A 25,669-nucleotide genomic window follows, 5' to 3' on the forward strand; every position below is an offset into this window, starting at 1 on the left:
CGCCATGGTGCCTGAGCCACGTTGCACAACTGCGAAGGGCGCTCGGCCAGGAAGTCCTGGCCGAGCGCCCTTCATGAGTAACTCCCCACGACCGGAACCGGACCGGACCGACAGCAGGCTTCCTCAAGGGGACGGAGGCGTAGATCAGCCAATCGCGGAGGGGTGGTGGGCGAGTGGGGTCACGGTGATGTCCATGTAGGGGAAGAGCGGCAGGCCCCATAGGAGTTCGTTGAGCCGGTCGTTGTCGGCGACGTCGAAGACGCTGATGTTGGAGTACTGGCCGGCGCAGCGCCACAGGTGCAGCCATTCACCGGACCGCTGGAGCTTCTGTGCGTACTCCTTCTCGGCGGCGATGGTCGAGGCGCGGACGGCGGGATCGAGATCATGGGGCAGGTTCACGGTCATGTGGACGGCGAAGAGCATGGCGGTGTCCCGTCGACGATGGTGCGGCGAGGTGGCTGACGTGAGGGGCCGGAAGGGAGCCTCGGCTCTCTTCCGGCCCCTCAGCTCGGGGTCAGGAGGCGGGATCGAGGACGAAGTCGTAGGTGACCTGGTGGTTGCCGCCGGTCCCGACGGGCTTCGGGTCCAGGACGAGTTCGGGCTTGACGGCCTGGGCCACGTCGTCCGTGATGTGTTCGCCGCCCTTGAAGTACAGCTGCGTGGTGAGCGGGTCGTGACCCGGTGCGGAGACCTTCAGGTGGAGATGCGCCGGACGCCAGGCGTGCCAGCCGGCGGCGGCGATGAGCTTGCCGCACGAGCCGTCGGTGGGGATCTGGTACGGGGCGGGCTGGATGGTGGTCACCGCGAACCGCCCCTCGTCGTCGGTGACGACGGTGCCGCGCAGGTTCCACTCGGGGATGCCGGGCGCGAACTGCGCGTAGAAGCCGTCGTCGTCGGCCTGCCACATCTCCAGCACGGCGCCGGCCAGGGGCTCGCCCGAGACGCTCGTGACCTGGCCCTGGAAGACGAGCGGAGTGCCGGCTTCGCCTTCCCGCATCGGCAGGGTGCAGACACTGGGGAAAGTGGGGGCGCCGGGCACGTAGTAGGGGCCCTCGATGGTGCCCTTGCTGCCCTTGCGGGCGGCAGTGGCGACCTCCTCGACGACGTGTTCGACCCACACGTCCAGGAAGAGGGGCCACTCGCCGTCCTGACCGACGGAGATCAGCCACCCCTTGAGGGCGTTGTACTCCTCGTAGGTCACCGCCTGCCGGCGGATGACATCGTGGATGGCCGTGAGCACTTCGGTGGCCAGGGTGTTGACGCGTTCGGCGTCGGCGCCCTGACCTGACGCGCCGGTCTTGTCGGTCAGAAAGCGCTCCGTGGCGGAGGCGCCGGATGCGGCTGCTGTGGCCTTGAGAGTGGTTTCGGGCATGACGGGGCGGCTCCTTTGCCGGTTGGTGTGGTGTGTCTCAGCGGTCCTGGCGGTAGCGGGTGAGCTTGTCCGGGTCGATATCGACGCCCAGACCTGGTCGGTCCCGTACCGCGAGAGTGCCGTCGGTGATGGCGATCGGCTCGGCGAGCAAGTCGTCGCTCATGTCGAGGAAGTTGGAGAGCTCACCGGCGCGGTGGGACGCGGCGGCGTAGGCGGCGCCGAAGGCGACGGTGCACACCGTCCCCAGCTGGCCGTCGATCTGGTTGCCCATCACCACCTCCGCGCCCATGCCCTCGCACTGGAAGAGCACGCGCTGGGAGTGAGTGAAGCCGGTGCGGGCCGTCTTGATGCTGATGGCGGTCGCGGCGCCGTCGAGCAGCGAGCGGGTCACCTCGGCGGGGGTCGTGGCGGACTCGTCCGCGACGAAGGGCACAGGGCTGTGCCGGACCAGCCACCTGCGGCCGAGGACGTCGTCGGCGGGGCACAGCTCCTCGGCGAGCGTGATCTCGAGCTGGGCCAGCTCCCGCAGCGCGGCGGCGGACTCCGAAGCCGTCCATCCGCGGTTGCCGTCCACGTACAACTCGGCTTCGGTTCCGAGGGCTTCGCGCAATGCCCGGCATACGTCGAGGTCGAGCCGGACGGGGCGGCGGCCGACCTTCACTTTGAAGACGGTGATGCCGTACGTGTCCCGCATGCGCTCGGCTTCGGCAGCCATCCGCTCCGGGGCGTCGAACCCGAGCATGTGCGCCACGCGCATACGGTCGGTGTAGCCCCCCAGGAGATGGCTGACGGGCTGCCCGAGGGCCTGCCCGGCGATGTCCCACAGCGCCATGTCCACCGCTGACTTGGCGACGGGATTGCCGACTGTTCGGTGCATCCTGGCGTGGACCTGCTCGCGGGCGAAGACGTCCATGCCCACCAGCTGCGGTGCGAAGATCTTGTCGATGACACCGATCACCGACTGCTGCGTCTCACCGTAGGTGAAGGGGCGGGGCGGTGCGTCGGCGATGCCGATCAGCCCAGTGTCGGTGTGGACGCGTACGAGGACGTGCTCGGCTGTGTGCACCTCGCCGCTCGCGAAGCGCAGGGGCTTGGTGTACGGGATGGCGTAGGGGATCGTCTCGATCTTCGTGATCTTCACCGGACGCTCCCGACGCTCCCGACGGCCTGAAGGACGAGTGCCTCCACCTGCTGCGCGATGCCGAGGAGGCGGCCCACGCGGTGGGGGTGACCGATGAGTTGCAGCCCCAGGGGCATGCCGTACGGGTCGCGGTGGCCGGGGATGGTGACGACGGGCAGTCCGAGCAGTTGCCACGGGCGGCTGAGCACGGGCGTGCCTGTGGCGTCCAGTCCGTGGGGGGCGGGGCCGGGGGCCGCTGGTCCGAGGATGACGTCGACCTGGGAGAGCAGCTCGAGAACGTGTGCGCGAGCGGTGCGAGCGGTTTCCAGCGCTGACCCGTACGTGCTCTCGGCCGTCCGGCGTCCGTCTGCCAACAGCGCGCGCAGCGGTGCGCTCAGCGCGTCCGGATGCTCTGCTTCGGCGGCCAGGGACCGTGCGGCTTCGTAGGCCATGACGGTGGCATGGGTGTCGGCGAGTTCGGCCGTGCGGACCTGGCGGCCCAGGTCGTCGGTCGACGCCCCGGCTGCCGTCAGTGCCTGTTCGGTGTGGTCCAGGGCATCGAGCATGGACGGGGCGATGTCGGCCAGCTCGGTGCCTGGCCAGACCAGCACCCGGAAGGGCCCCACAGTCTCCTCGGTGCTCGTACCGTCGATGGCCTCCACCGCCTGTGCCAGGCCGTCGACGTGGGCGGTGATCAGCCCCGGCGCGTCCAGGCTCGGGCTGAGGCCGGTGATACCGCGGGTCGACCAGGCGCCGACCGGGGCGACGTAACCGGCGACACCGCAGAAGGAGGCCGGCCTGGTCAGGGAGCCTGCTGTCTGCGAGCCGAGCGCGAGGGGCACCACGCAGGCCGCGACCGCTGCCGCCGAGCCGCTGGAGGAACCGCCCGGGGTGTGGGTCGGGTTGTGCGGATTGCGCGTGCGTCCCGGTTGGAAGTACGCGAACTCGGTCGTGACCGTCTTGCCCAGCGGGACGGCGCCCGCCCGGCGCAGCCGGTCCACCAGCCAGGCGTCGTTCTCGGCGATCCTCCCCTGGCGCAGTGGGGATCCGCACTCGGTGGGCAGTCCTGCGACGTCGATGATGTCCTTGACGCCGAACGGCACACCTTTGAGGGGACCGTCGGCCGTCCGACGGGCTGCTGCGCGTGCACCCTCCGCGTCCACCAGGGTCCAGGCCTGGAGTCTCGCCTCGGTCTCCGCCACACGCCCCAAAGCTCTGTCGATCGCTTCGGGTGGGGATTCGTGGACGGACAGGGATGAGGGCACGTCGACCTGCTTTCGTTTCGTTCGAGGGCTGGGCTGGAGTGCTCAGCAGGCCAGCGGCGGTGTGGAGTCCAGGCGGTGGAAGCTGCGGTTGAAGTAGACGAGGCTCTGGCCGCCCGAGCGGGTACGGATCTGGTCGATGTCGACGAACAGCACGGTGTGGGATCCCATGGGCTTGGTGTCCTTGATCGTGCCGACCGCCGTCACCAGGGCGTCCTTGAGGACCGGCACGTCCCAGGTGCTGTCCCAGACGTCCCAGGTGAACCGTTCGGCCATGGACACCTTGGTGGCTCCGGAGAAGTGCATCGCCAGCTCCTGCTGGTCGCCGCCGAGGACGTTGACGCACACGCGGCCGTTGGCGCTGAATACGTCGTGCATGGCGCTCTTGCGGTTGACGCAGACCAGGACGGTCGGCGGGTCGTCGGTCACCGAGCACACCGCGCTGACGGTGATGCCGCAGCGGCCGTTCGGGCCGTCCGTCGTCAGGATGTTGACCGCTGCCGGAAGGTGCGCCATCGCCTCCCGGAATTCGGCCTGTGAGGGATTGCCTGCGGCTTCGTTGATGGTCACGACTGGTTGTTCCTCTCTGCGCCGGCTCGTGGCGCGGATGGTCGCGGGACGGACCCGCTCACCACGGCTCCACCACGAGGCGGGGCGATTTCGCGCGTGAGACACAGGCGGCGATCTGGTCGCCGGCTGCCTTCTCCGCGGCGGACAGGCAGTGGTCGCGGTGGTCGGGTTCGCCCTCGACGACCCGCAGGACGCACGTTCCGCAGATGCCCTCACGGCACGAGGTGTCCAGGGGAACGCCGTTGTCCTCCAGCACCTCCGCGATGCTGCGGTCGGGCGGCACGATGTACACCTCGCCGGTGTCCAGTTCGACCTCGAAGCTGTCACCGGGTTCGGCGTCCGGCCGGCCGCCTGCCTGGAACAGCTCGAAGTGCACCTGGTTCTCGGGCACGCTGCGGGTCGCCAGGGCGGTGACCTGCTCCATGAAGCCCTGGGGGCCGCAGGAGTAGACGTGGGCGTCCGCCGGGAGCGTCGCCAGTTCTCCGGCAAGTACCCGGGCTGCCGCCTCCCGGCCGAGCCCGAAGTGGAAGACGACCCGGTCGGCGAAGGGGCAGCTTTCGAGCAGTCCGGCGAAGGCCGCTTCGGCCCGGCTCCGCGCCACGTAGTGCAGCCGGAACTTCGCACCTGTGCCGTGCAGTTCGTACGCCATCGCCAGCAGTGGAGTGATGCCGATGCCGGCCGCCACCAAGTGGTGCTCACCCGCTTCCGGGGCAAGGCCGAAGAGCTGCCTGGGTGCGCCGATGTGCAGCTGCGTGCCCCGGTCGGCTTTGTCGTGCAGCGCCTGGGAGCCACCGCGCGAGTCCTGTTCGCGTTTGACGGCGATGGTGTAGGCGCCGGTGTCGTCCGGTGGGCCGCACAGCGAGTACGGGCGGGTGATCCCGGTCGGCCCGGTCACGTCGATGTGCGCACCGGCGGGATAGGGGGCCAGCGCGGTGCCGTCGGGACGCTCGAGCCGGAAGACCTTGACCGCGTCGGTTTCCCGGGCGGTCTCGGTGACGGTGACAGTGAACATCTGACTGCCTTCACGTTCGGGGATGGCACTGGAATGAGGGGGCTGTCAGCGCATGTACAGGCCGCCGTTGGCGTCCCAGCACGCCCCGGTGACCGCGTCCGCGTGCTCGGAGGCGAGCAGCACGGCCATGTCCGCGATGAACCCGGGGCGGCCCAGTCGGCCCACCGGAATCGATGCCTCGATCTGGGCGAGCTTGTCGGGGGCGACCGTTTCCCGGACCACTGGAAGGTCCTGCGGCCCCGGGGAGATGGCGTTGACCGTGACCCCGTGCGCGGCGAGTTCGCGGGCGAACACCTTGGTCAGCGTGGCCACTCCACCCTTGGCCGCCGCATAGTGCGCACCGGTCGCCGTGCCGCCGTTCTGGCCGGCGAGTGAGGCGATGTTGACGACGCGTCCGTAGCCGCGCTCGGCGAAGTAGGCGCCGAAGACCTGGCAGCCGAAGAACGTGCCGTTGAGGTTCGTCGACACCACCGAGGAGAAACTGTCGGGGCCGATCTCCATGAGCGGTTCGACCTTGGAGTATCCGGCGTTGTTGACCAGGACGTGGATCGCGTCCCAACGCTCGACGAGCTGGTCCCGCACCCGTACGAACGCCTGCTTGTCGCGTACGTCCAGGCCGAGGCCGATCGCGTTCTGCCCGGCCGGGTCAAGGGCTGCCGCCGCCTTCACGGCGGCCTCCTGGTCGAGGTCGGTCAGGGCCACGCGGTAACCCCGGTCGTACAGCCGTCCCGCGATGCATGCGCCCAGGCCGCGTGCCGCGCCGGTGACGACGGCGACGCGATGGGCATCGTCCTCCCAGGTCTCGGCGGTTCCCAGCGGGCTCACAGCAGGAACCCCGATGCCGTGACCGCGTCCTCGGAATTGACCAGGCGCACGATCTTCCGGGAGATGCGGGGACCGTCCGCACCGAAGGTGATCCGGTGGGTGACGTCGGCGGCAAGGACGAAGGTCTCCTCGCGCTTGTAACCGACCAGGACCTGCGCCGAGCAGACCTCGATCGCGTCCTCCTCGCGGTCGGTCACGACGAAGCGGGAGACGGTGCGGACCGTGCGGGCCGCGGCCGCGGCCGATATCGAGAAGCCGCCGGTGAGGCGTTCGATACGCATCCGGCGCATCCGGTCGTCGTCGTAGACGAGGTTGAGGGTGGAGGCGAAGTCGGTCGTCTCGCGGTCGATGGGGACGACGTACTCGCCGCCCTCGGCCCACAGGCCGTCCCACTCCTCGTACCGCCGCGCGTCCAGCAGATGGGCCTCGCGCCAGATCAGGGACACGGCGGCGAGGGCGCGCGGGTCGTCCAGCGGCAGTCCGGTGTCCACAACAGCTGTGCTCAGAACGTCACTTGCCATCGGTCATCATCCTCTTCCACATGGCGTACGCCTCCCGCATGCCGGTCTCGTCGGTCGCGTGGGACGTGGCCTGTCCCAGGTCGTTGGGCTTCTCCCGGCCGAGGCCGCGGTTGACCAGGATCGGCATGTCCGCCTCGCCTGCGACGCCACGCTGGACGCGGTTCCATGCCTCGGCGTCGTCGGGGCTGCCGAAGCCGAAGGGGCCCTGGAAGTGCTCGTGGATGCGCAGCCGTTCGCGGTTGACGATGTCGGGGCCGCCGGCCAGGCCGAGCGCCACATGGCGGATCTCCGTCTCCGCAACCGAGACCGGCCGCAGGACGCGGAAGAAGGACATCGACATGGCCACGTTCGGGAACAGGTTGAGGTTGAATCCCGCACCGTGCAGCGAGCGGACGATCCGCCGGATCTTCTCCGGAGGCATGTCCTTCGACAGCTCCTCGACGATGTGGCTGAAGCGGTCCTGGAGCTTCTCCGTACCGTCGTCGACGTCCAGGTCCGCATGCTCGGCGACGGAGATGGACACGCTGTGGCCGTTGCCGAGGGCGTGGGTGACCGCCGTCTCGTCGGTCATGATCGACAGCATGCTCGCCGTCTCGGCGTCCACCGAGGACATCCACGAGCGGTGCACGATCGGGAAGTGGTACCAGTCGGTGGTGTTCTCCAGCTGGATCTTCCAGTTGCCCTGGAAGCGGAACTTGTGCTCGCCCTGCACCTTGATCGGGTAGCCGGCGCCCTGCTTCATGAAGCGGTCGATCCACAGACGCGCCCCGCCGAGGAAGTCCTCCAGAGGCTCGATCTCGTGGTCGAAGCTCGCGAAGATCATTCCCGCGTACGTGCCGACCTTGAGTCGCTGCAGGGGCAGGTCCTTCTTCTCCGTGACGCCCTCGTAGCCCTCGGGGTACGGAATGCCGCGCAGGGTGCCGTCCAGGGCGTACGACCAGGCGTGATAGGGGCAGGTGAAGCCGTTGCCGTTGCCCTTGGGGATCTCACAGACGCTGGCGCCCCGGTGACGGCAGCGGTTGAGCAGGACGTTGATGCCGCCCTTGCGGTCGCGGCTGACGATGACGGGGCGGCGGCCCACCCAGGCCATCTTGAAATCACCGGGCTTCGCTATCTCGCTCTCGTGGGCGACCCACACCCAGGTGCGGTGGAAGATCCGGTCCATCTCCTGCTCGAAGAGTTCCGGGCTGGTGTAGAGGGTGCCGGCGACGCGGTCGTCCTCGACGAGGGCGGAGGTGCCGGGGGTCTTCGGAAGCACGGTCATCGGGCGACCTCCGGCTGCGGCAGCGGACGGCCGAGGCGCGCCTCGATCTTCATGTAGCGCCACAGGCCGTGCTCGCCGACCTGGACGGTACGGAAGAGGTTGCAGGCCGCGGCGACCGTCGGCTGGTCGACCACGTCGGCGAGGACGTAACTGGTCCAGGGCCAGGAGTCGGAGGGGCCGACCATGTGCTGGTCGTCGTCGAGGGTGCCGAGGACGGTCACCCCGGGCAGCTCGTGGAGCTGCGTGAGCATGCTCATGAAGCCGTCCCAGACCGCCTTGCCCTGGCCGGTGGGCAGGTCGAAGAAGTTCTGGTTGACGCCGATGCAGAACAGCACCCTCAGCGGTGCGTTGGGGGAGTCGGACATGAAGGATTCCTGCCATTCGCGGGGGTGGGGGTCACAGGTAGCCGGGGAAGGGCTCGACGCCCATGAGTACGGCGCCGGCGCCGTCGTACATGCCTTCCTGGAGGAAGGCGTGCTGCGGGACGACCGAGGCGTCACGCAGGAAGCGCTGCATGGGGCTGCCGTCGGTGATGGCTGCGATGCCGCTGAGCTGGTAGGCGGCCCGGACGACCTCGAAGGAGGTCTTCGCGAGATGGGTGGAGGCGAGCCGCAGGAGGCTGGCCTGTCCGGCGCTCGCGGGATCGCCCGCCTCCACCGTGCCCCACACCTCCTCAGTGGTCTCGTAGAAGAAGGCACGGGCGGAACGGAGTTGGGCCTCCGCCTGGCCGACCGAGATGCGGTAGGTGGCGCGTTCGGCGGGCTTGGGAGCGCCCGTGTAGCCGGCGCGGCCGCCGTTCGCGATCGCCTGGTCGAGCGCGGCGCGTGCGGCTCCCAGGCCTACGACGGCCAGTACCTGCGCGGCGTACGGGACGGTCGGGTAGCGGTACAGCGGTTCGTCGACGGTGGGCTCGCCGCCACGGACGAACGTCCACTCCTGGGGAACCACCGCTGCGTCGACCACCAGGTCGTGACTGCCGGTGCCGCGCATGCCGATGACGTCCCAGTTCTCGACGATCTCCAGCTGCTCCGGCCGCAGCAGGGCGGTCAGGGGACGACCGGCTTTCTCCTGCCCGGCCTTGATGCCCACGCCGAGGATGTCCGCTCCCTTGCAGCCGCTGGCGAACTTCCACCGGCCCGAGACCCGGTAGCCGCCCTCGACGGGTTCGGCCGGCTGAACCGGGAACAAGCCGCCGGCGAAGGCCACATCGGGCCCGTCGGCGTACAGCTCGGCCTGGGTCTCGAGCGGAAGCGCGGCCAGGTAGACGAGGGATGATCCGAAGCTGGCGACCCAGCCGGCCGAGGCGTCGACCGTCGATATCCGCTCGATGAGGCGCAGGAATTCGGCCGGTGGCAGGGCGTCGCCCCCGAACCGCTGGGGGGCGCTGGCCCGGTAGATGCCCGCCTTCTTGAACTCGGCGATCACATCCGGAGGAACGTGCCGCTTCTCCTCGAACTCAGCTCGCCGTTCCGCTACTACAGCAAGAACACGGTCAAATTTCGACTCAGAAAGCGAATCGCCTTCGGGTGGAGCCGGAGAATCCAGCGTCTGCGTCATGAGAATTTCTCCCTCGCACTGCCGGGCGGTTGCTCTCCCGCCTTGCTTCCAAAGCTATGCGGGTGAAGTGGGGGCCGACAATCGGGGATTGGATGAACTGTTTAGGGGATTTCCCCTATGCGTGGCCGTCGCCGTGCCGTCGACTCGCGGTTTCGTCGGCGAGCAGCGGCAGCCGGAAGGTGAACACCGCGCCACGGGGCGCGTTCTCGACTGCGTGGATACTGCCGCCGTGGCGTGTGATGATGCGGTGGCTGAGCGCCAGGCCGATGCCGTTGCCGTTCGCTTTCGAGCTGAAGGCTCCCTCGAAGATCTGGCCCGGCGGGAACGCCTGCAATCCCTGGCCCGCGTCCCGCACGGCGAGTTCGGCATACGCGCCATTCCGGTTCATCGTCACCGTCACGGTTCGTTGTTCGACAGGCCACTGCGCCATCTCCTCGATGGCGTTGAAGGCCAGGTTCATCACGACCTGGCCGATGAGGACCTTCTCGCAACGCACCAGCAGCCTTTCGACCGACGGCTCCCAGCGCAAGGTCACCGAGTTCTGCTGGGCCTTTACTTCGATGAAATAGGCGCAGTCGTCGACGATGTCGTTCAGGTCGACGGTCTGGTCCGACTGTTCGAGGCGTACGACGTACTGCCGCAGACTCGACAGGATCTGCGCCGCCCGGTCGATCTGCAGGGTGGCGTTCTTCAACCCCCAGCTCAGGGGCTCGGTCTCTGTCCTGCCCGAGTCCAGCCGGCTCCGCGCACCGGCAACGAAGTTGTGCGCGGCGGCAATGGGCTGGCTCACCTCGTGGGCGATGGCCATCGCCATGTCACCCATGGCGTTGTAACGGGCCAGGTAGTTGAGGTACTGCACGTCGCGGTGGTGCTCCTCCTCGGCACGGACCCGGTCGGTGATGTCGTGGAAGAGCAGGAGACAGCCGCGAAGGTCGTTCTCGATGTCGATGTACTGGCACCGGGCAGCGAACCATTCGGCTTGGCTGCCCGCAGTGCTCAGGCGCAGGCGTGAATTCATCGGCAACCCGCCCTGCGACGTGGTGTCGAGGACCTCGCGCAGCACCGCGCCCGATTCCGGGTCGAGGAATCGCGTGAAGGCCTCGCCGGTGAGCAGTCCGGCGTCGGTGTGCAGCAGCGCGCCCGCCGACTCGCTGGCGAACAGGATCCGCCCGTCGTCGTCGAGCACGACGATGCCTTCGTCGAGGTTGCGCAGGAAGGCCTGCAGCCGCCCCTCCGTGCGGAACAGGTCGCGCCGGGTGGCCTTCTCCTCGGCTATGTCGCGGAACTGCACCATCACCACCGGGCCTCCTGCCAGGTCCACCCGGACGGCGACGGCTTCGGTCAGGATGTCCACGCCGGTCTTGGACCGGTAGCACCATTCGATGGCGCTGGTGCCCTCGTCGACGGCTCGCTGCAACCAGCTCACGCCGATCTCGCGCGCGTACTGGCGGGCGTTGGAACTCATGTCGGGCGCCTTCAGCGGCTTCAGCTCGTCGAGCGTGAAGCCGAGGACGTCACAGGCGGCATGATTGGCCCAGAGGATGTCCTTCGTCTCCGCGTCGTGCACCAGAACGCAGTAGTGCAGCGAGGTGAAGAGCCGTCCGAAGTCGGCAAGCGTGATGTCGGCCATGGGGCGTCCTCCAGCACACGGTCCGTTGGCGGTTGTCACATCTCAGGCAGCCGCAGCCCGCAGCGGAGCACGTCCCCCACCAGGGTGCCCAAGGTCTCGGCCCCGGTCTTCTCCCTGATGCGGGCCCGGTGTGCGTCGACGGTCTTGAGGCTGATGCCCAGCCGGGGCGCGATGGACTTGCTGGGAACGCCGACGGCGACCATCCGCAGGATCTCCCGTTCCCGCGGGGTCAGCGCGGCGAGACGGGCCTCGACCGCGCGCCGCTCCTCCCGCTCGGCGTAATGCTCCCGTGCGGTGCTCAGAGCACGCTGCACCACCTCGAGCATGTGCTGGGGATCGTACGGTTTCTCCAGGAAGTCCACCGCGCCCTGCTGCAGCGCCCGCACCGACATACGGATGTCACCGTGGGCGGAAACGAAGACCACCGGGATCGGAACCCCTTCGGCATTGAGGAACTCCTGCACCTGGAATCCGCCCACCTCCGGCATCCGCACGTCGAGGATCAGGCAGGCGGGACGGTCCCGATCGAACGCGGAGAGGAAGGAGGCGGCATCGGTGAAGCTCTGCGCCTGGATGTCGACCGAGTCGAGCAGCCAGGCCAGTGAGGAACACAGCTGCTCATCGTCATCCAGGATGTAGACGACTCCACGCCGGTCCGTCCGTGCCACCGGGGACCCCTCGGCCGTCGTCGTGCCCACGGTCGCTCACTCCTCCCAGGCAGCCGACGCGGTCCAGTACTCGCTGCCGTCGGCACTGACGCCGCGGCGCCAGTCGGAGGTGCGGCGCAGCTTGGGCTCGGCCTTCGCTGTCGCGGTGTCCGCGCCTTCGGGACCGTCCTGCTCGACCTGCCAGTGAACCCAGTTGAGCTCGTTGCCCTCGCTGTCGTGCATGAAGAGGTCCACGTGGTGCCAGCCGTAGCCATGGGTGTCGGCGTAACACGTCAGCGAGAGGGAGGGTGCCGCCTCGTGAGTACGGGGGGCGGCCTGTGCCCTGACGGTCATTGCTCCTGGCTCCTTTTTCCTTGTGTCGTCGTTTCCTTGTGTCGTGATGTCAGCCGCCGAGCGGAGCGCTGAAAAGCCGCTCGGTACGGAACTCGTGGATCTGCGTCCGCCCCTCACCGGTGTGGAAGGCGACATCGAGGCGGGCGACGATGATCTCGCTACCGCCGTCCGCGTAGCGCGACAGCTGTTGCATGGGCCAGCTTCCCTTGATGACCGGACCGTCGTGTTCGACGGCGCCCGGCATCAGCAGATGGACGTTGGCAGTGAAGTGCTCCTGGGGCGGGAGATAGCCGGCCAGCATCCGGACGATTTCCGCCCGGCCCTCGACACGGCCGAACTTCTCGGCGTACTCCCCACCGCCCCCGGCCCATACGGCGTCCTGCGTGAAGAGCACGCCCAGCTCGGCCAGGACTGCGTCAGGCGTATCGGGCGCAGGTACGTCGCACAACCGCAGATAGCGGGTCAGGCATGCCACGGCCCGAGCTGTCGCCGCGGTGGTCGGATCGGTGAGTGCAGGCATGTCGGAACGCTAGGACCAGTGGTACGGGGCCATGCGGCACCAGATGCACGAAGTTTCTCCCATCCGTGCACCCGGTCTGCTCTCAGGCGGAGGCGGGAACCTCCTCGGCGTCGGCTGCGGCTGCCGATCGCGTACTGCCCGCCACGTTGCCGCGCCGCGCGTATCCCAGCACCACACCGCCTGCGAATACGACGACCACTGACAGTTCGAGGACCAGGGCAGTGCTGCCCGAGGCTCCGATCAGCGTGGTGAAATTGCGCAGTGTCAGTGCGGTTCCGCCCAGGAGCAGGACCACCGAGATCAGCGGAGCGACCAGGGTGTTCCACCGACGCGTGTCCAGCCTGGTCCTGCGGAAGAAGACGACCACGGACATGGACGTCAGTACGTACAGCAGCATGAGCGCAAGCACCGCCACCCCGCCACCCCAAGTGAGCAGGGTCAGCACAGGATCCTGGCCGGTGAAGGCGAAAGGGACGACCATGCAGAGGGCCAGGACGGTCTGCAGCGCGCTCGCCGCGTACGGTGCGCCCTGACGGTTGGTGCGCGACAGCCGGCTGGGCAGTACGCCCGTGCCGCCCAGGGAGTGGAAGTAGCGGTTGATCCCGTTGTGGAAGGCGAGGATGCCCGCCAGCAGTGACGAGGCGAGCAACACGCCCATGACATCGGCTGCCCAGGCGCCGAGGGTGCGGGTGACGGGATCGAAGACCACCGAGGTGGCGTCACCGCCTTGCAGCGCCTTCAGGGCCGCGGCACCGACCTGGTCCGCGCCGTAGAAGCTGACCACCATCCATGTGACGAAGGTGAAGAAGAGCGAGATGACCGCGACGGCGAGATAGGTGGCGCGGGGCACGGTGCGCTCGGGGTCCTTGGCCTCTTTGGCGTAGATGGCCGTCGATTCGAAGCCGAGCATCGAGGCGATGGCGAACGTCAGGGACACGCCCGGGGCTCCGGAGAAGAAGGCGTCGGCACTGAACGTGCCCAGCGGATCGAGGCCCTGGGGGCCGCCGCCGGCGACCAGCTCGCGGACCGCGAACACGAGCAGAAGCGAGGTCTCGGCGACGACGAGAACGGCCAGCAGCCTGGCGCCGAACTCGATGTTCAGGGAGCCCAGCAGCTGCACCAGGAACATCGTGGCCACCGACCAGAACCACCAGGGCAGGTCGATCGAGGCGTACTGCTGGAAGAGCCCCGAGACCACGACCCCGTACAGCCCGTACATGGCCGCCTGCGTCGCGCCGTAGCAGAGAACGGCGACCTGGGACACGCCCACGCCGAGGGGGCGGCCCAGCCCACGGGTGACGTACGCGTAGAAGGCGCCCGCGTCAGTGACATGGCGGCTCATGGCGATGAAACCGACCGCGAAGAGGCCCACCATGACTCCGACCAGCAGGTACGCGGCCGGCGCGCCACCGCCGTTGCCGAGCCCCAGTGGAACCGGGAGCGTCCCCGCGACACCGGTCAGCGGGGCCTGCGCGGACAGGACGAAGAAGACGATGCCGGCGACGCCGACCGCCCCGCGGCGAAGATCGGTACGGTGCCCCGGGCTTTGAGGTTGCTCGGTCATTGGTGACTCCTGAGGGAAGCGGCGAGAGGCCGGGCGCGACGTGTGCGTGCCGTCGGCTGTCCCGGCCGGCGACGCCCATGCCGACCGGCTGCCGAAGTCGGTTGTCGGGGTTGCTGTTGAAGGGCCCTTGAGTCGTGCAGGTGCCCGCATGCGGTGTCTGCGTCCGGACCCGCATCACGTGGTGAGCAGCACTGTGGCCTCGCCCGAGGTGGACTGGGGTGCCATTGGGTGCACTTGTTTCCGCCACTGCATGCACGAGGAGGGTGTTGCCCCTGCTGATCGAGGACACCTGTGGCTGCGCTCGCGTCGGGCACCGGCGCCGGAAGGCCCGGCAGTCGACTTCACAAGCCCGCCAGAACGCCGTCGAGCGCGGCCTTCTGCCGGACTGCCGTGGTGGCGTGCGGGGCGAGCAGCGCGTTGACCTGAAAGCCAGTCAGTGCGGCGAGCAGAGAGTCGACAGCTTGCTCGTCCCGGGTCGCGCCCGTTGTCTCACCCGCTGCCCGGGCCTCTGCCAGGCAACGGATCATCCACTGCCGCCACTGGTCCATCGCCCTCGAGTGGACAGCCGCCATCTGCTCGTCGTGCAGGGCACGGTCCCAGAAGGCGACGACCACCCGGGCTTCCAGCAGCCGCGTCTCGTCGAGCGGCATGATCTCGTGGCACAGGCGGCGCAGCGCGGTGAGCCCGGTGGCATCGCCGATGGCCCTCTCCGCACGGAGGTTGGTGCTCTCACAGGCGTACTGAAAGGCCGCAAGCAGAATCTCGTCCTTGTTGCGAAAGTACGGCGCGAGAGCGCCGTTGGCGTACCCGGCCTCGGCGGCGAGGTCCCGCATGGTGACGGCACCGAGGCCGCGACGGGCGATCAGTGCCCAGACCGCCGCGACGATCTCGCGGCGCCGCGCGTCATGGTCGACGATCTTCGGCACAGGTGTACATCTCCGTCCTCGTCATCTGCTCGGCTCACCCTAAAGGGCAGTTCAGAGGGCCATGGCGGTCATGACCGCCACCATGACCAGAGCCCCGGCGTCGTCGGCTCGTGCCTCGGCGACTCTGCCTCGGAGTTGGGCGAACAGCACCCCACCTGCCCGCGTGAGGGCCCAGCAGGCCGCCACGAGCAGTCCAAGACCGCTCGTGGCGGAGTCGGGATGGTGGTGCGCCATGGACATTCCCGTCCCGGCGGACACCCCCGTCAGCAGGGCCATCGCAGCGAGGTCCACTGCTTCTGAGGCCCTGCCGTGGCCCGGACATCCGGTGCACACCCGCCACACGGAGGCGGCGGCCACGGCGGCCGCACCGGCCAGAAGCACCTGGTGCGATCGCCCGCTCGGGAGGACCATCAGCAGCATCACGCCGGCGGCCGCCGCGTGCGGTCCCCAGCCGCGCATCGGACCCGGAAGGTGACCGGCCAGGCAGAAGGCGGCTGCCGCCAGGCCGGTCACCGCGAGCAGCTCATGCATCGCAACAGCCGTGCGAGCTTTGGCGGCTCGCCGGGACGTCGAGCGTGGGATTGCGGTCGAAGAAGCCGACGGGCTTCAGCTTGAAGCCCGTGTAGTCGACCGGCATGATCGGCCAGTCCTCGGGACGTGGCGCATGGGTGAGGCCGAACGTGTGCCAGAGGACGAGCGAGCGGCCGTCGATATCACGGTCGGCGGCAGCGTAGGCGGGCAGTCCCGCGCCTCCAGGGTGCTGGTTGACGAAGTCGCCGGCGGGGTAGCGCTCAGCTGCGTCGTACGCGGTGACCCACAGGTGCTTGGTGGCGAAGGCGGCGCGCGCGGCGATGGACGAACCGGGGTCCGCGAGCAGCGTCGGCTTGCCCTCGGGGTGAAGTGCGTAGCCCACCGGAGTGCCCAGGGCGTTCAGGGACTCCGGGTTCGAGATGTGCCAGACCCGGTCGACGCTCATGTCGGCGGTGCGCTGGGCCTCGGACTCGGTCGTCAGTGGTGTGCGCCGGTAGGCGAACGCGTTTCCGCGGGGGTTCTCCTCGCTCACCGGTACGCGTACGACGTCGACTTCCTCGACCCGGTTCGTCGTACCGTCGAGCGCCATGTCCAGGCGGGCGCAGAACAGGTGCTGGTGGTACGGGGCGCCGAGCCCGGGAGCCAGTTCGGTGGCGTACGGGTAGTCCCCGCCCGGGTGGGCGGAGGTGAAGACGACACCGGTGGCCTTGGCCTCGAACTCGATGGTGCCGTCGAGGTACAGGTACCAGTAGAAGCCGTAGTCGTAGTTGCCGACGGTCGTGAAGAAGGAGAGCACCATGCGCCGCTGGCGGCGGGTCTCGGCGGAGCCGGCCCACAGGTCGGTGTGCTTCCAGAGGATCCCGTAGTCCTCCTCATGGAGGCAGATGGCGTTCGTCAGGGTGCGCGGGGCGCCGGACTCGTCGGCGATGACGGCATTCAGGTAGGTGATCTCGCCGAGGCAGTCGCAGCCCAGCTCCAGCGCGTTGGCGAACCTGCCGATCAGGAACTCGCCGGTGTCGAAGTAGTTCTGCCAGGACCGCACAGGCGACGGGTCCGCATACGGGACGACCATCTCTGCGATCGAGGCCCGGTGGATGATCGGGCGCTCACGCCCCTTGGCCCGGTCGTGGAAGGCGATCTGGTGGAGAACCAGGCCCTCGCGGGCGTCGAAGCCGATACGCAGCGACCAGTTCTCCCAGCGAAGCAGGTTGCCGTCGAGAGTGAAACTGGGACCCTCGGGCTGGGTGATCTCGAGGGGTTTCTGCGTGGTACGCGCGGGACCGGTGACCGCGGGGTCGTCGAAGTTGCCGGACTCGGCGGGGACCGGGACGGGACCGGCGTCGATGATGCGGTCGACGGTCTTGTTCTGCACGTCGACGTAGGCGACGAGGCCGTCGACGGGGTGGGCCCAGGCGTGGTCCTTGTCGTGTTCCTGAACGAAGGCGAGCCCGCGCAGGATGCGGCGGCCGGACTCCTCCGGGTACTCGTCGGCGTACACGCCGGCGGAGAGCGGCGCGACCCGCACCTTCGCCACGTCGAGATCCCTGGCCTTGAGCGCGGTCAGCCACCGCTCGTCGACCGCCAGAATCTCTTCCATCAGGCCGAACTCCTCCTCCAGAATCGGGAGTTGACCGTCCTGGGTGGCATCCAGCGCCCGATCGGAGTCGATCGCCCGGCGGGTGAGGGAGAGGACGACATCACGGGCGGGCGCGCCCGCGGTGTCGTGCAGCAGGACCCGTACGCGGCGGTCGACCGCGTCGCCGGAGACGTAGGTGATCAGGAGGTCCTTCTCCGGCTCTGCCAGACCGAGATACGCGAACCGGCTGGTCTCGGAGAGAAGTCCGGCTTCGGTGAGGATGGCGCGGGCAGTCGTTATCTCGTCCGGAGTGAGCGGTGCGAGGGGGTGGGCATGGGAGGTCATCACTGGGTCTCTTTCCGAGGGGTCGCCGCCTTTTTTCTACAGACGTAGATGAAAGAAGACCGGCCCATGCCACGTCCAGACCTTCGGCGGCGTTCCTACCCGGCGGATGACGAGATCCGCGGATGTCGTGCACGGCGTGACTCATGACGGTGCACGGAATGGAGCATCGTCTCCTGCTACAGGAGTGCCTGGCGCCGGTAATCCCGCGGAGTGTGGCCGTAGACGGCCTTGAAGGCCCTGGCGAAGTGGCGGCCGTCCAGCAGCCCCCACCGCGCGGCGACCGCGGCGACGGACTGATCCTTGAGTGCCGGGTCGGCCAGGTCGCGCGCACAGCGCTCCAGCCGCCGGGTGCGGATCCACCCGGCAACCGTCGTCTCCTCCGCCGCGAACAGCTTGAACAGGTAGCGCCGTGAAATGCCGTGCGCCTCGGCGATGGCGTCCGGGGAGAGATCGGGATCGGAGAGCCTGCGCTCGATGTAGTCACGGATGCGGAGCGTCATCGCCTGGTGGGGTGTCGCCGACGCCGTACGGTCGAGCCGCTCGGAGAGCAACGCAGTGACCAGCGAGACGGCACCGTCGACCAGCCGGGCAGTCGCGGGACCGGCGCACTTCCCGCTCTGATCGACCAGCGAGCGAAGAAAGGGAGCGACCACAGCGCCGATGCCGTCGCCGGCCGCGATGCGCCGCCCGGTCACTGCTCGCAGCATGTCCGGCCGGAGGGGGATGAGGGGGCGCGGCAGCAGCACCAGCGCAGTGCGGAAATCGCTCTCGTACGTGAACGAGTAGGGACGCGACGTGTCGCAGACGACGAGGTCGCCCGGGGCCAGCCGATCGCGGACACCGTCCTGCTCGACCAGTGCGGTTCCGGAAACCTGCAGGCTGATCTTGTAGAAGTCCTCTTCGTGCTGTGCCGCCAACGCCGTCGTACGGCGCACCCGCAGCGGCGCCGCGCTCAGCGAGCTGAGCTGGAGGGCCCCGACCTGGCCGGCGGCGGCCGTGCCGTGGAAGGCGGCTGCCATATCCGGGCGGGCGTCCAGGGAGACGAACATCTGGCGCGCTATCTCATCAGCCCAGAAGCCGAAGCGTTCGCTTGGGGGAACGTGCTCGGTGGTCACGACGGTTTGCATGGATTCGCTCCACCTGTCGAAGTTGCCAGCTCACGGTAGCTTCAACATCCCGTAGAGGGAAGGCGGGGCGGCACGGTGGCCGGGCCAGCCCGGCGCGGCCAGCAGCACGGTCTCCTCCGGCCCGCGCAGGATCGCGTTGAAGGCGAGGAAGAGGGCGTGCTTGGCGCCCAAGGTGACGAGGATGTCGTCGGGGGTCCACGCCTGGGCCGTGCCGGTGGTGAGACGTTCGGCCGCGGTCTCCCGGAGGGCTGCTGTGCCGGCCGCCGGGCCGTAGCGGTGGTGCGCGGGGTTCCGGACGGCACGGATCGCGGATTCGACGATGTGGTCAGGGGTGGGCGTGTCGGGTTCTCCGGCCGCCAGGCCGATGACGTCCTTCCCCGCCGCCCGCAGCTCGTCGGCACGGTCCCTGATCGCGAAGATGGGGTCGTGGTTCATGCCCGCCGTTCCGCAGCGTACGGCCCGGCCGAGAGGCCGTAGTACTCCAGGGTCGTGGCCCCGGCCCTGATGGCGGCGAGGGCCTGCTGCTCGGCGGCGATCCTGGCATCGGACCGGTCGAGGGTCTCCTCCACCGCCTGACCGGGTACGACGACGACACCGTCGGCGTCGCCGACGACGAGATCACCTGGGCGGACGACGACACCGCCCACGCGGACGGGGACGTCGAGGTGGCCGGGGTGCTCCTTGGCGGTGCCCACCACGGTGATGTGGCGCGCGAAGACCGGGAAGCCCAGCGCCGCCTGCTCGGCGACGTCCCGCACTCCGCCGTCGACGACCAGTCCGGCGACGCCGCGCTGCTGGGCCGCGACGGCGAGGATCTCTCCCCAGTGGCCGTGCCGGGCGCCCTGCAGGTCCACCACGAGCACGCTGCCCGCCGGAGCGGTGGCGACGGCGCGGTGCAGCGCGAGGTTGTCGCCGCCGATGCCCTGCACGGTGAACGCCGGTCCTGCCACCCGCGCCCCGGGCCAGGCGGCGCGCAGGGCGGGGTCGCAGGCGCGTGCGGCGGAGGCGGACGCCTCGTAGAGGGTGGCGGAGCTGTGTCCGCGGCTTGCGTCTGTCATGACCGCCTCGTCTGGAGGTTGTGGTAACCGAACTTCTCGCGGGCCGCGCGCAGCGTGCTGCCGCCCCGTACCGCCGCGGCGATGTCGCTCTCGATGCGCTCGATGCGCTCGGAGGTCCCGGCGATGTGATCCGCCATGTCAGCGGGCACGGTGACCACGCCGTCCGCGTCGGCGCAGACGAATGTGCCCGGCCGGATCTCCACGCCCGACACCGTCACGGGTTCGCCGACGGCGGCCAGGCGCACCCGGTCCTTGCCCGTGCGCATGAACCTGCCGCGGCTGAAGAGCGGGTAACTGTGCGTCAGAGAGGTGGAGACGTCACGGCAGACACCGTTGATGACCGTTCCGGCGATGCCCCGTGCCGCCGCCGTCTCGGTCATGATCCCGCCCCACACGGTGACATCGGTGCGCCCGTCATTGTCGATGACGATGACCGCGCCGGGTGGGACGTCGTCCAGGAAGTCACCGACCGTGCCGCCCGTGGTGTCGCCGATGGGTTCATAGCGCACGGTGAAGGCCGGGCCCACCGCGCGGAAGCCGTTCGACAGCGGGGACAGATCGTGCAGGGCGCCGGGGAGCCCGGCCCTGTCGAGTGCGTCGGAGACCGCCGCAGTGGGCAGTGCGCGAAGCCTGTCCGTGATGTCGTGGTGTCCGTTTTCATGGGTTGTCACGTCTCGGCGGGTTGTCATCAGTGGTCCTCAGTTCCGGCCAGGCGTGCGTCCCGCATCGCCTTCGGCAGGGGAATGCCGGCCCGGACCTCCGCCTCGATGGCCGCCTCCCGGTCGGCCAGGCGCTGAGCGGACCGGAGAACGTCGACGGCCTGCCCGCGGGGGACGACCGCGACTCCGCCTTCGTCCGCCAGCACCAGGTCGCCCGGGTTCACGGTCACAGTCCCGAGGGCGACCGGTTCGCCGTACGACTTCTGCCGCAGGCGGCCGCGTGCCGTCACCGGCACCTGGGCCCGGGCGAACACCGGGAATCCGAGTTCGCGGGCCTGGCCCACGTCCCGGCAGGCGCCGTCGGTGATCACACCGCGGATGGAGCGCACGGTTGCGCCGACGCTGACGATGCCGCCCCAGGACGACACGTCCGTACGGCCTCCGTTGGCGACCACCATGACGTCGTCGGGACCGGCCTGCGCGATCGCGTCCGTGAGGATGTGGGAGCCCCCGTGCTCCCCGCTCAGCGGTTCGAGTTCGACGGTCGCCGCGTAACCGGCCACCTTCGGTGTGCCCCACATCGGCCGCAGGCCGCCCTGTCCGGGTGGCAGACCGCAGGCGTCGAGGGCGTCGGACACGGTGGCGGTGTCCAGGGCCGCGAACTGGGCCAGCAAGATTGCATCAGCTGTCATGCCCTCCACTCAAACAAGACCGACTCATATAGTGAAGGTCTGATTCCCTCTTCCTCTCATATGCGGAGCGACTGATGATCGAGGTTCGCCAGGCCCGTTACTTCATGGCCGTCGCGGAGACTCTTCACTTCGGTCGCGCGGCCGAACAGCTCGCCATGTCACAGCCGCCCCTGAGCCAGGCGATCCTGCAGCTGGAGCGCCAACTCGGTGTGCGGTTGTTCGACCGGACGGGACGCCGCGTCAGCCTCACCGAGACCGGCCGGGTCTTCGCGGCCGAGTGCCGCAAGGTTGTGGCCGCCGCGCAGCACGCCGAGGAGGTCGCCACCCAGGCGGATGCCGGCCTCGTGGGCACCCTGCGGATCGGCGTGGTGACCTCGGCCCTCGGCGAACCCCTGCTCGGCACGCTCGCCGCCTTCCGAAACGTCCGCCCCCGCGTCGAGCTGCGGACCACGGAAGTGGACACCGCGTCGGGGCAGGAGGCGCTGCTCCGGCACGAGATCGACATCGCCGTCATCCGGCCGAGCACCCCGGTCCGCGGCCTGCGGAGCCTGCCCTGGCGCCACGACCAGTTCGTGATCGCACTGCCCCCCGGCCACCCGCTGGCCGACGGCACCACGGAACCGGTCGACCTCGCTCGCTTCGCCCAGGAACCCTGGGTATGGCTGCGCCGGGACGCCTCACCCGACTACCACGACCAGCTCATGGCCACGTGCCGCCGGGCCGGCTTCAGCCCCGATGCCCGCCACCTTGCCCATTCGATCCTGACCCAGCTCGCGATGGTGGCCTGCGGCCTGGGCGTCACCCTGGTGCCGAACGTGACCGCGCGTTCACTCCAGTCGCCCACCGCCTACCGTCCCCTCACCGACAGTGCCGACATCGTCGAGCTGTCCCTGGTCTCCCGCGACGGCGAACAGGAGCCGCTGGTACGGGAGTTCCTCCGTATCGCGACCGAACAGGTGTGAAGAGCGAGGGCCGTGCACACTGGATGTGAATCAGCCTTCGATCTCGACTCCGCAGCCGCGCGTACCGACGCCGGGCCCGGTCCGTCCGACGCTCCGCCCGCCGGGGTCATCCACATGAGTGGCGCGGCTCATATGGCATCGAAGAGGCGTCGCCGACAGCATGGTGCGCGACACCGGCAGGCGAAAGGGATCGGGAATGTTCCGCAAGGTGCTGGTCGCCAACCGTGGTGAGATCGCGATTCGGGCGTTTCGTGCCGGCTATGAGCTGGGCGCGAGAACGGTCGCAGTCTTCCCGCACGAGGACCGCAATTCTTTGCACCGGCTGAAGGCCGACGAGGCCTATGAGATCGGCCAGCCGGGACACCCGGTGCGGGCTTACCTCTCGGTCGAGGAGATCGTCCGCGCGGCGCGTCGGGCGGGGGCGGACGCGGTGTACCCGGGCTACGGGTTCCTGTCCGAGAACCCCGACCTGGCGCGCGCGTGCGAGGAGGCGGGCATCACGTTCGTCGGGCCGAGCGCGGAGACCCTGGAGCTGACCGGCAACAAGGCGCGCGCGGTGGCCGCCGCCCGCGCGGCCGGCGTACCGGTGCTGGGCTCGTCGCAGCCCTCCACAGACGTGGACGAACTGGTCCGTGCCGCCGAGGAGATCGGCTTCCCCGTGTTCGTCAAGGCCGTCGCGGGCGGCGGCGGGCGCGGTATGCGCCGCGTCGAGGAGCCGGCTCTGCTGCGCGAGTCGATCGAGGCGGCGGCGCGTGAGGCGGCGTCCGCGTTCGGCGACTCCACGGTCTTCCTGGAGAAGGCCGTCGTCGATCCCCGCCACATCGAGGTGCAGATCCTCGCCGACGGGCAGGGCAATGTCATCCATCTCTTCGAGCGCGACTGCTCGCTGCAGCGCCGCCACCAGAAGGTCATCGAGCTCGCGCCCGCACCCAACCTCGACCCGGCCCTGCGGGACCGGATCTGCGCCGACGCCGTGCGCTTCGCCCGGGAGATCGGCTACCGCAACGCGGGCACCGTGGAGTTCCTGCTCGACCGCGACGGCAACCACGTCTTCATCGAGATGAACCCGCGCATCCAGGTCGAGCACACGGTGACCGAGGAGGTCACCGACGTCGACCTCGTGCAGTCGCAGCTGCGCATCGCCGCCGGCGAGACGCTGGCCGATCTCGGCTTGTCACAGGAGACGATCACGCTGCGTGGCGCCGCACTGCAGTGCCGTATCACCACCGAGGACCCGGCCAACGGCTTCCGCCCGGACACCGGCAGGATCAGCGCCTACCGCTCGCCGGGCGGCTCGGGCATCCGTCTGGACGGCGGCACCACCCACGCCGGTACGGAGATCAGCGCGCACTTCGACTCCATGCTGGTCAAACTCACCTGCCGCGGACGGGACTTCCAGGCCGCGATCGGCCGCGCCCGGCGTGCCGTGGCCGAGTTCCGCATCCGCGGTGTGGCCACGAACATCCCGTTCCTGCAGGCCGTCCTCGACGACCCGGACTTCCGGGCCGGACGGGTCACCACGTCGTTCATCGAAGAGCGTCCGCACCTGCTCACCGCCCGTCACTCCGCCGACCGCGGCACGAAGCTGCTCACCTACCTCGCCGACGTCACGGTGAACAAGCCCCACGGTGAGCGGCCGGAGCTGCTCGACCCGATCACCAAACTGCCACCGCTGCCGGCCGCGGAGCCGCCCGCCGGCTCCCGCCAGCGCCTCGCTGAACTCGGCCCGGAGGGTTTCGCCCGGTGGCTGCGCGAGTCCCCGACCATCGGCGTCACCGACACCACGTTCCGGGACGCCCACCAGTCGCTGCTCGCCACCCGGGTCCGTACGAAGGACCTGCTCGCGGTCGCGCCGGTGGTGGCGCGGACCCTGCCGCAGCTGCTGTCCCTGGAGTGCTGGGGCGGCGCCACCTATGACGTCGCGCTCCGCTTCCTCGCCGAGGACCCCTGGGAGCGCCTCGCGGCACTGCGCGAAGCCGTGCCGAACATCTGCCTGCAGATGCTGCTGCGCGGCCGCAACACCGTGGGCTACACCCCGTACCCGACGGAGGTGACCGACGCCTTCGTGCAGGAGGCCGCCACCACTGGCGTCGACATCTTCCGCATCTTCGACGCGCTCAACGACGTCGAGCAGATGCGGCCTGCCATCGACGCCGTGCGCGAGACCGGAACGGCCGTCGCCGAGGTCGCGCTGTGCTACACCTCCGACCTGTCCGACCCGTCCGAGCGGCTGTACACCCTGGACTACTACCTCCGGCTGGCCGAGCAGATCGTGGGCGCGGGCGCCCATGTCCTGGCCGTCAAGGACATGGCGGGGCTGCTGCGCGCCCCGGCGGCCGCGACGCTCGTATCGGCCCTGCGCCGGGAGTTCGACCTGCCGGTGCACATCCACACCCACGACACCGCGGGCGGCCAGCTCGCCACCTACCTCGCCGCGATCCAGGCGGGTGCGGACGCGGTGGACGGCGCGGTGGCGTCGATGGCGGGCACCACCTCGCAGCCGTCGCTGTCGGCGATCGTGGCGGCGACCGACCACTCCGCGCGGCCGACCGGCCTCGACCTCCAGGCCGTCGGCGACCTCGAGCCGTACTGGGAGAGCGTCCGCAAGGTCTACGCCCCCTTCGAGGCGGGCCTTGCCTCGCCGACCGGTCGCGTCTACCACCATGAGATCCCCGGCGGACAGCTCTCCAACCTGCGCACCCAGGCGATCGCGCTCGGCCTCGGCGAGCGCTTCGAGGAGATCGAGGCGATGTATGCCGCCGCCGACCGTATCCTCGGCCGGCTCGTGAAGGTCACCCCCTCGTCGAAGGTGGTCGGCGACCTCGCGCTGCACCTGGTGGGCGCCGGGGTGTCCCCGGAGGACTTCGAGGCGACACCGAACAGGTTCGACATCCCCGACTCCGTCATCGGTTTCCTGCGCGGCGAGCTGGGCAACCCGCCCGGGGGATGGCCGGAGCCGTTCCGCACCAAGGCGCTGGAGGGCCGCGCCGACCCCAAGACCCCGCAGGAACTCTCCGCGGACGACCGTACGGGGCTCGCGAAGGAGCGCCGCGGGACGCTCAACCGGCTCCTGTTCCCCGGGCCGACGCGTGACTTCGAGACGCACCGTCAGGCGTTCGGCGACACCAGCGTGCTGGACAGCAAGGACTTCTTCTACGGGCTCCGTCCCGGGAAGGAGTACGCCGTCGACCTCGAACCCGGCGTCCGGCTGCTCATCGAGCTGGAGGCCGTCGGCGAGGCCGACGAACGCGGCATGCGCACCGTGATGTCCACCCTGAACGGCCAACTACGCCCCATCCAGGTACGCGACACCGCGGCCGCCTCCGACATCCCGGTGACCGAGAAGGCCGACCGGGCCAACCCCGGCCATGTCGCCGCGCCCTTCGCCGGAGTGGTGACGCTCGCGGTCGCCGAGGGGGACGAGGTGGCGGCCGGGGCCACGGTGGCCACCATCGAGGCGATGAAGATGGAGGCCGCGATCACCGCACCGAAGGCCGGGACGGTGGCCAGGCTGGCCATCAACCAGATCCAGCAGGTGGAGGGCGGCGACCTCCTCGTCGAGATCGGCTGATCCG

Annotated in this window: 26 protein-coding genes; 2 read left to right on the forward strand and 24 right to left on the reverse strand. The window is 69.4% G+C overall.

Translation table 11 applies throughout. The features are described 5' to 3' along the window. Positions 1 to 144: 144 nt before the first annotated feature. From catC to ACWD4J_RS11935, 24 genes are all read right to left on the reverse strand, one after another. Positions 145 to 423 (reverse strand): muconolactone Delta-isomerase, encoded by a 279-nt coding sequence (gene catC, locus ACWD4J_RS11820; protein WP_451395176.1) that lies wholly within the window; start codon positions 421 to 423, stop codon positions 145 to 147. Between the two features lie 91 nt (positions 424 to 514). After that, a complete protein-coding gene (catA, locus tag ACWD4J_RS11825) occupies positions 515 to 1,372 on the reverse strand; it encodes a catechol 1,2-dioxygenase (RefSeq protein WP_451395177.1) in 858 nt (285 codons plus the stop codon). A 37-nt stretch (positions 1,373 to 1,409) separates the two neighbouring features. Then, the gene (locus ACWD4J_RS11830) at positions 1,410 to 2,513 is read right to left on the reverse strand and encodes a mandelate racemase/muconate lactonizing enzyme family protein (protein WP_451395178.1); all 1,104 of its coding nucleotides are present in this window, start codon (positions 2,511 to 2,513) and stop codon (positions 1,410 to 1,412) included. Then, on the reverse strand, positions 2,510 to 3,694 hold the full coding sequence (locus ACWD4J_RS11835) for an amidase (protein ID WP_451395179.1): 1,185 nt from the start codon (positions 3,692 to 3,694) through the stop codon (positions 2,510 to 2,512). Before ACWD4J_RS11835 ends, ACWD4J_RS11830 begins: the two co-directional genes overlap by 4 nt. Positions 3,695 to 3,799: 105 nt before the next feature. Beyond that, a complete protein-coding gene (locus ACWD4J_RS11840; protein WP_451395180.1) occupies positions 3,800 to 4,324 on the reverse strand; it encodes a flavin reductase in 525 nt (174 codons plus the stop codon). A gap of 58 nt (positions 4,325 to 4,382) precedes the next feature. Continuing rightward, a complete protein-coding gene (locus ACWD4J_RS11845; RefSeq protein WP_451395181.1) occupies positions 4,383 to 5,336 on the reverse strand; it encodes a PDR/VanB family oxidoreductase in 954 nt (317 codons plus the stop codon). 45 nt (positions 5,337 to 5,381) lie between these two features. Continuing rightward, the gene (locus ACWD4J_RS11850; RefSeq protein ID WP_451395182.1) at positions 5,382 to 6,161 is read right to left on the reverse strand and encodes an SDR family NAD(P)-dependent oxidoreductase; all 780 of its coding nucleotides are present in this window, start codon (positions 6,159 to 6,161) and stop codon (positions 5,382 to 5,384) included. Next, positions 6,158 to 6,682, reverse strand: a complete 525-nt coding sequence (locus ACWD4J_RS11855; RefSeq protein WP_451395183.1) for an aromatic-ring-hydroxylating dioxygenase subunit beta — start codon at positions 6,680 to 6,682, stop codon at positions 6,158 to 6,160. The genes ACWD4J_RS11850 and ACWD4J_RS11855 overlap by 4 nt, the downstream gene beginning before the upstream one ends. After that, positions 6,672 to 7,946, reverse strand: a complete 1,275-nt coding sequence (locus ACWD4J_RS11860; protein WP_451395184.1) for an aromatic ring-hydroxylating oxygenase subunit alpha — start codon at positions 7,944 to 7,946, stop codon at positions 6,672 to 6,674. Before ACWD4J_RS11860 ends, ACWD4J_RS11855 begins: the two co-directional genes overlap by 11 nt. Next, positions 7,943 to 8,311 (reverse strand): hypothetical protein, encoded by a 369-nt coding sequence (locus ACWD4J_RS11865; protein WP_451395185.1) that lies wholly within the window; start codon positions 8,309 to 8,311, stop codon positions 7,943 to 7,945. Before ACWD4J_RS11865 ends, ACWD4J_RS11860 begins: the two co-directional genes overlap by 4 nt. Positions 8,312 to 8,342: 31 nt before the next feature. Beyond that, a complete protein-coding gene (locus tag ACWD4J_RS11870) occupies positions 8,343 to 9,503 on the reverse strand; it encodes an acyl-CoA dehydrogenase family protein (protein WP_451395186.1) in 1,161 nt (386 codons plus the stop codon). A 115-nt stretch (positions 9,504 to 9,618) separates the two neighbouring features. Then, complete coding sequence (locus tag ACWD4J_RS11875; protein ID WP_451395187.1) at positions 9,619 to 11,133, reverse strand: ATP-binding protein; 1,515 nt, start codon at positions 11,131 to 11,133, stop codon at positions 9,619 to 9,621. Positions 11,134 to 11,168: 35 nt separating this feature from the next. After that, positions 11,169 to 11,831: a response regulator transcription factor gene (locus tag ACWD4J_RS11880; protein WP_451395188.1), complete on the reverse strand. Its 663-nt coding sequence runs from the start codon at positions 11,829 to 11,831 to the stop codon at positions 11,169 to 11,171. Positions 11,832 to 11,837: 6 nt separating this feature from the next. Continuing rightward, on the reverse strand, positions 11,838 to 12,134 hold the full coding sequence (locus ACWD4J_RS11885; RefSeq protein ID WP_451395189.1) for a hypothetical protein: 297 nt from the start codon (positions 12,132 to 12,134) through the stop codon (positions 11,838 to 11,840). A gap of 49 nt (positions 12,135 to 12,183) precedes the next feature. Beyond that, a complete protein-coding gene (locus ACWD4J_RS11890; protein ID WP_451395190.1) occupies positions 12,184 to 12,654 on the reverse strand; it encodes a nuclear transport factor 2 family protein in 471 nt (156 codons plus the stop codon). 82 nt (positions 12,655 to 12,736) lie between these two features. Beyond that, positions 12,737 to 14,218, reverse strand: a complete 1,482-nt coding sequence (locus ACWD4J_RS11895) for an APC family permease (protein ID WP_451395191.1) — start codon at positions 14,216 to 14,218, stop codon at positions 12,737 to 12,739. A 341-nt stretch (positions 14,219 to 14,559) separates the two neighbouring features. After that, positions 14,560 to 15,144 carry a TetR/AcrR family transcriptional regulator gene (locus ACWD4J_RS11900; RefSeq protein WP_451395192.1) on the reverse strand — a complete coding sequence of 195 codons (585 nt, stop codon included), beginning with the start codon at positions 15,142 to 15,144 and terminating at the stop codon, positions 14,560 to 14,562. Between the two features lie 51 nt (positions 15,145 to 15,195). After that, the gene (locus ACWD4J_RS11905) at positions 15,196 to 15,675 is read right to left on the reverse strand and encodes a hypothetical protein (protein WP_451395193.1); all 480 of its coding nucleotides are present in this window, start codon (positions 15,673 to 15,675) and stop codon (positions 15,196 to 15,198) included. Continuing rightward, entirely contained in the window at positions 15,668 to 17,596 is a 1,929-nt protein-coding gene (locus ACWD4J_RS11910; protein WP_451395194.1) for a primary-amine oxidase, read from the reverse strand. The genes ACWD4J_RS11905 and ACWD4J_RS11910 overlap by 8 nt, the downstream gene beginning before the upstream one ends. 176 nt (positions 17,597 to 17,772) lie before the next feature. Beyond that, complete coding sequence (locus ACWD4J_RS11915) at positions 17,773 to 18,723, reverse strand: AraC-like ligand-binding domain-containing protein (RefSeq protein ID WP_451395195.1); 951 nt, start codon at positions 18,721 to 18,723, stop codon at positions 17,773 to 17,775. Between the two features lie 30 nt (positions 18,724 to 18,753). Then, the gene (locus tag ACWD4J_RS11920; RefSeq protein ID WP_451395196.1) at positions 18,754 to 19,158 is read right to left on the reverse strand and encodes an aminotransferase class I/II-fold pyridoxal phosphate-dependent enzyme; all 405 of its coding nucleotides are present in this window, start codon (positions 19,156 to 19,158) and stop codon (positions 18,754 to 18,756) included. Next, positions 19,155 to 19,781 (reverse strand): RraA family protein, encoded by a 627-nt coding sequence (locus ACWD4J_RS11925; RefSeq protein ID WP_451395197.1) that lies wholly within the window; start codon positions 19,779 to 19,781, stop codon positions 19,155 to 19,157. The genes ACWD4J_RS11920 and ACWD4J_RS11925 overlap by 4 nt, the downstream gene beginning before the upstream one ends. Beyond that, complete coding sequence (locus ACWD4J_RS11930; protein ID WP_451395198.1) at positions 19,778 to 20,452, reverse strand: RraA family protein; 675 nt, start codon at positions 20,450 to 20,452, stop codon at positions 19,778 to 19,780. The genes ACWD4J_RS11925 and ACWD4J_RS11930 overlap by 4 nt, the downstream gene beginning before the upstream one ends. 17 nt (positions 20,453 to 20,469) lie before the next feature. Further along, positions 20,470 to 21,132: an RraA family protein gene (locus tag ACWD4J_RS11935; protein WP_451395199.1), complete on the reverse strand. Its 663-nt coding sequence runs from the start codon at positions 21,130 to 21,132 to the stop codon at positions 20,470 to 20,472. A gap of 74 nt (positions 21,133 to 21,206) precedes the next feature. Here ACWD4J_RS11935 and ACWD4J_RS11940 point away from each other — a divergent pair, with 74 nt between their 5' ends. Both ACWD4J_RS11940 and ACWD4J_RS11945 read left to right on the forward strand, forming a co-directional pair. Next, positions 21,207 to 22,094: a LysR family transcriptional regulator gene (locus ACWD4J_RS11940; RefSeq protein WP_451395200.1), complete on the forward strand. Its 888-nt coding sequence runs from the start codon at positions 21,207 to 21,209 to the stop codon at positions 22,092 to 22,094. Between the two features lie 196 nt (positions 22,095 to 22,290). After that, the gene (locus ACWD4J_RS11945; RefSeq protein ID WP_451395201.1) at positions 22,291 to 25,665 is read left to right on the forward strand and encodes a pyruvate carboxylase; all 3,375 of its coding nucleotides are present in this window, start codon (positions 22,291 to 22,293) and stop codon (positions 25,663 to 25,665) included. Positions 25,666 to 25,669: the final 4 nt, after the last annotated feature.

It is taken from the genome of Streptomyces sp. NPDC002577, assembly GCF_053594815.1.

Coding starts and splice junctions, on each gene's coding strand:
- catC (WP_451395176.1), bottom strand. CDS start 423: ATGCTCTTCGCCGTCCACATGACCGTGAACCTGCCCCATGATCTCGAT.
- catA (WP_451395177.1), bottom strand. CDS start 1,372: ATGCCCGAAACCACTCTCAAGGCCACAGCAGCCGCATCCGGCGCCTCC.
- ACWD4J_RS11845 (WP_451395181.1), bottom strand. CDS start 5,336: ATGTTCACTGTCACCGTCACCGAGACCGCCCGGGAAACCGACGCGGTC.
- ACWD4J_RS11855 (WP_451395183.1), bottom strand. CDS start 6,682: ATGGCAAGTGACGTTCTGAGCACAGCTGTTGTGGACACCGGACTGCCG.
- ACWD4J_RS11860 (WP_451395184.1), bottom strand. CDS start 7,946: ATGACCGTGCTTCCGAAGACCCCCGGCACCTCCGCCCTCGTCGAGGAC.
- ACWD4J_RS11865 (WP_451395185.1), bottom strand. CDS start 8,311: ATGTCCGACTCCCCCAACGCACCGCTGAGGGTGCTGTTCTGCATCGGC.
- ACWD4J_RS11870 (WP_451395186.1), bottom strand. CDS start 9,503: ATGACGCAGACGCTGGATTCTCCGGCTCCACCCGAAGGCGATTCGCTT.
- ACWD4J_RS11875 (WP_451395187.1), bottom strand. CDS start 11,133: ATGGCCGACATCACGCTTGCCGACTTCGGACGGCTCTTCACCTCGCTG.
- ACWD4J_RS11885 (WP_451395189.1), bottom strand. CDS start 12,134: ATGACCGTCAGGGCACAGGCCGCCCCCCGTACTCACGAGGCGGCACCC.
- ACWD4J_RS11890 (WP_451395190.1), bottom strand. CDS start 12,654: ATGCCTGCACTCACCGATCCGACCACCGCGGCGACAGCTCGGGCCGTG.
- ACWD4J_RS11895 (WP_451395191.1), bottom strand. CDS start 14,218: ATGACCGAGCAACCTCAAAGCCCGGGGCACCGTACCGATCTTCGCCGC.
- ACWD4J_RS11905 (WP_451395193.1), bottom strand. CDS start 15,675: ATGCATGAGCTGCTCGCGGTGACCGGCCTGGCGGCAGCCGCCTTCTGC.
- ACWD4J_RS11910 (WP_451395194.1), bottom strand. CDS start 17,596: ATGACCTCCCATGCCCACCCCCTCGCACCGCTCACTCCGGACGAGATA.
- ACWD4J_RS11915 (WP_451395195.1), bottom strand. CDS start 18,723: ATGCAAACCGTCGTGACCACCGAGCACGTTCCCCCAAGCGAACGCTTC.
- ACWD4J_RS11920 (WP_451395196.1), bottom strand. CDS start 19,158: ATGAACCACGACCCCATCTTCGCGATCAGGGACCGTGCCGACGAGCTG.
- ACWD4J_RS11925 (WP_451395197.1), bottom strand. CDS start 19,781: ATGACAGACGCAAGCCGCGGACACAGCTCCGCCACCCTCTACGAGGCG.
- ACWD4J_RS11935 (WP_451395199.1), bottom strand. CDS start 21,132: ATGACAGCTGATGCAATCTTGCTGGCCCAGTTCGCGGCCCTGGACACC.
- ACWD4J_RS11940 (WP_451395200.1), top strand. CDS start 21,207: ATGATCGAGGTTCGCCAGGCCCGTTACTTCATGGCCGTCGCGGAGACT.
- ACWD4J_RS11945 (WP_451395201.1), top strand. CDS start 22,291: ATGTTCCGCAAGGTGCTGGTCGCCAACCGTGGTGAGATCGCGATTCGG.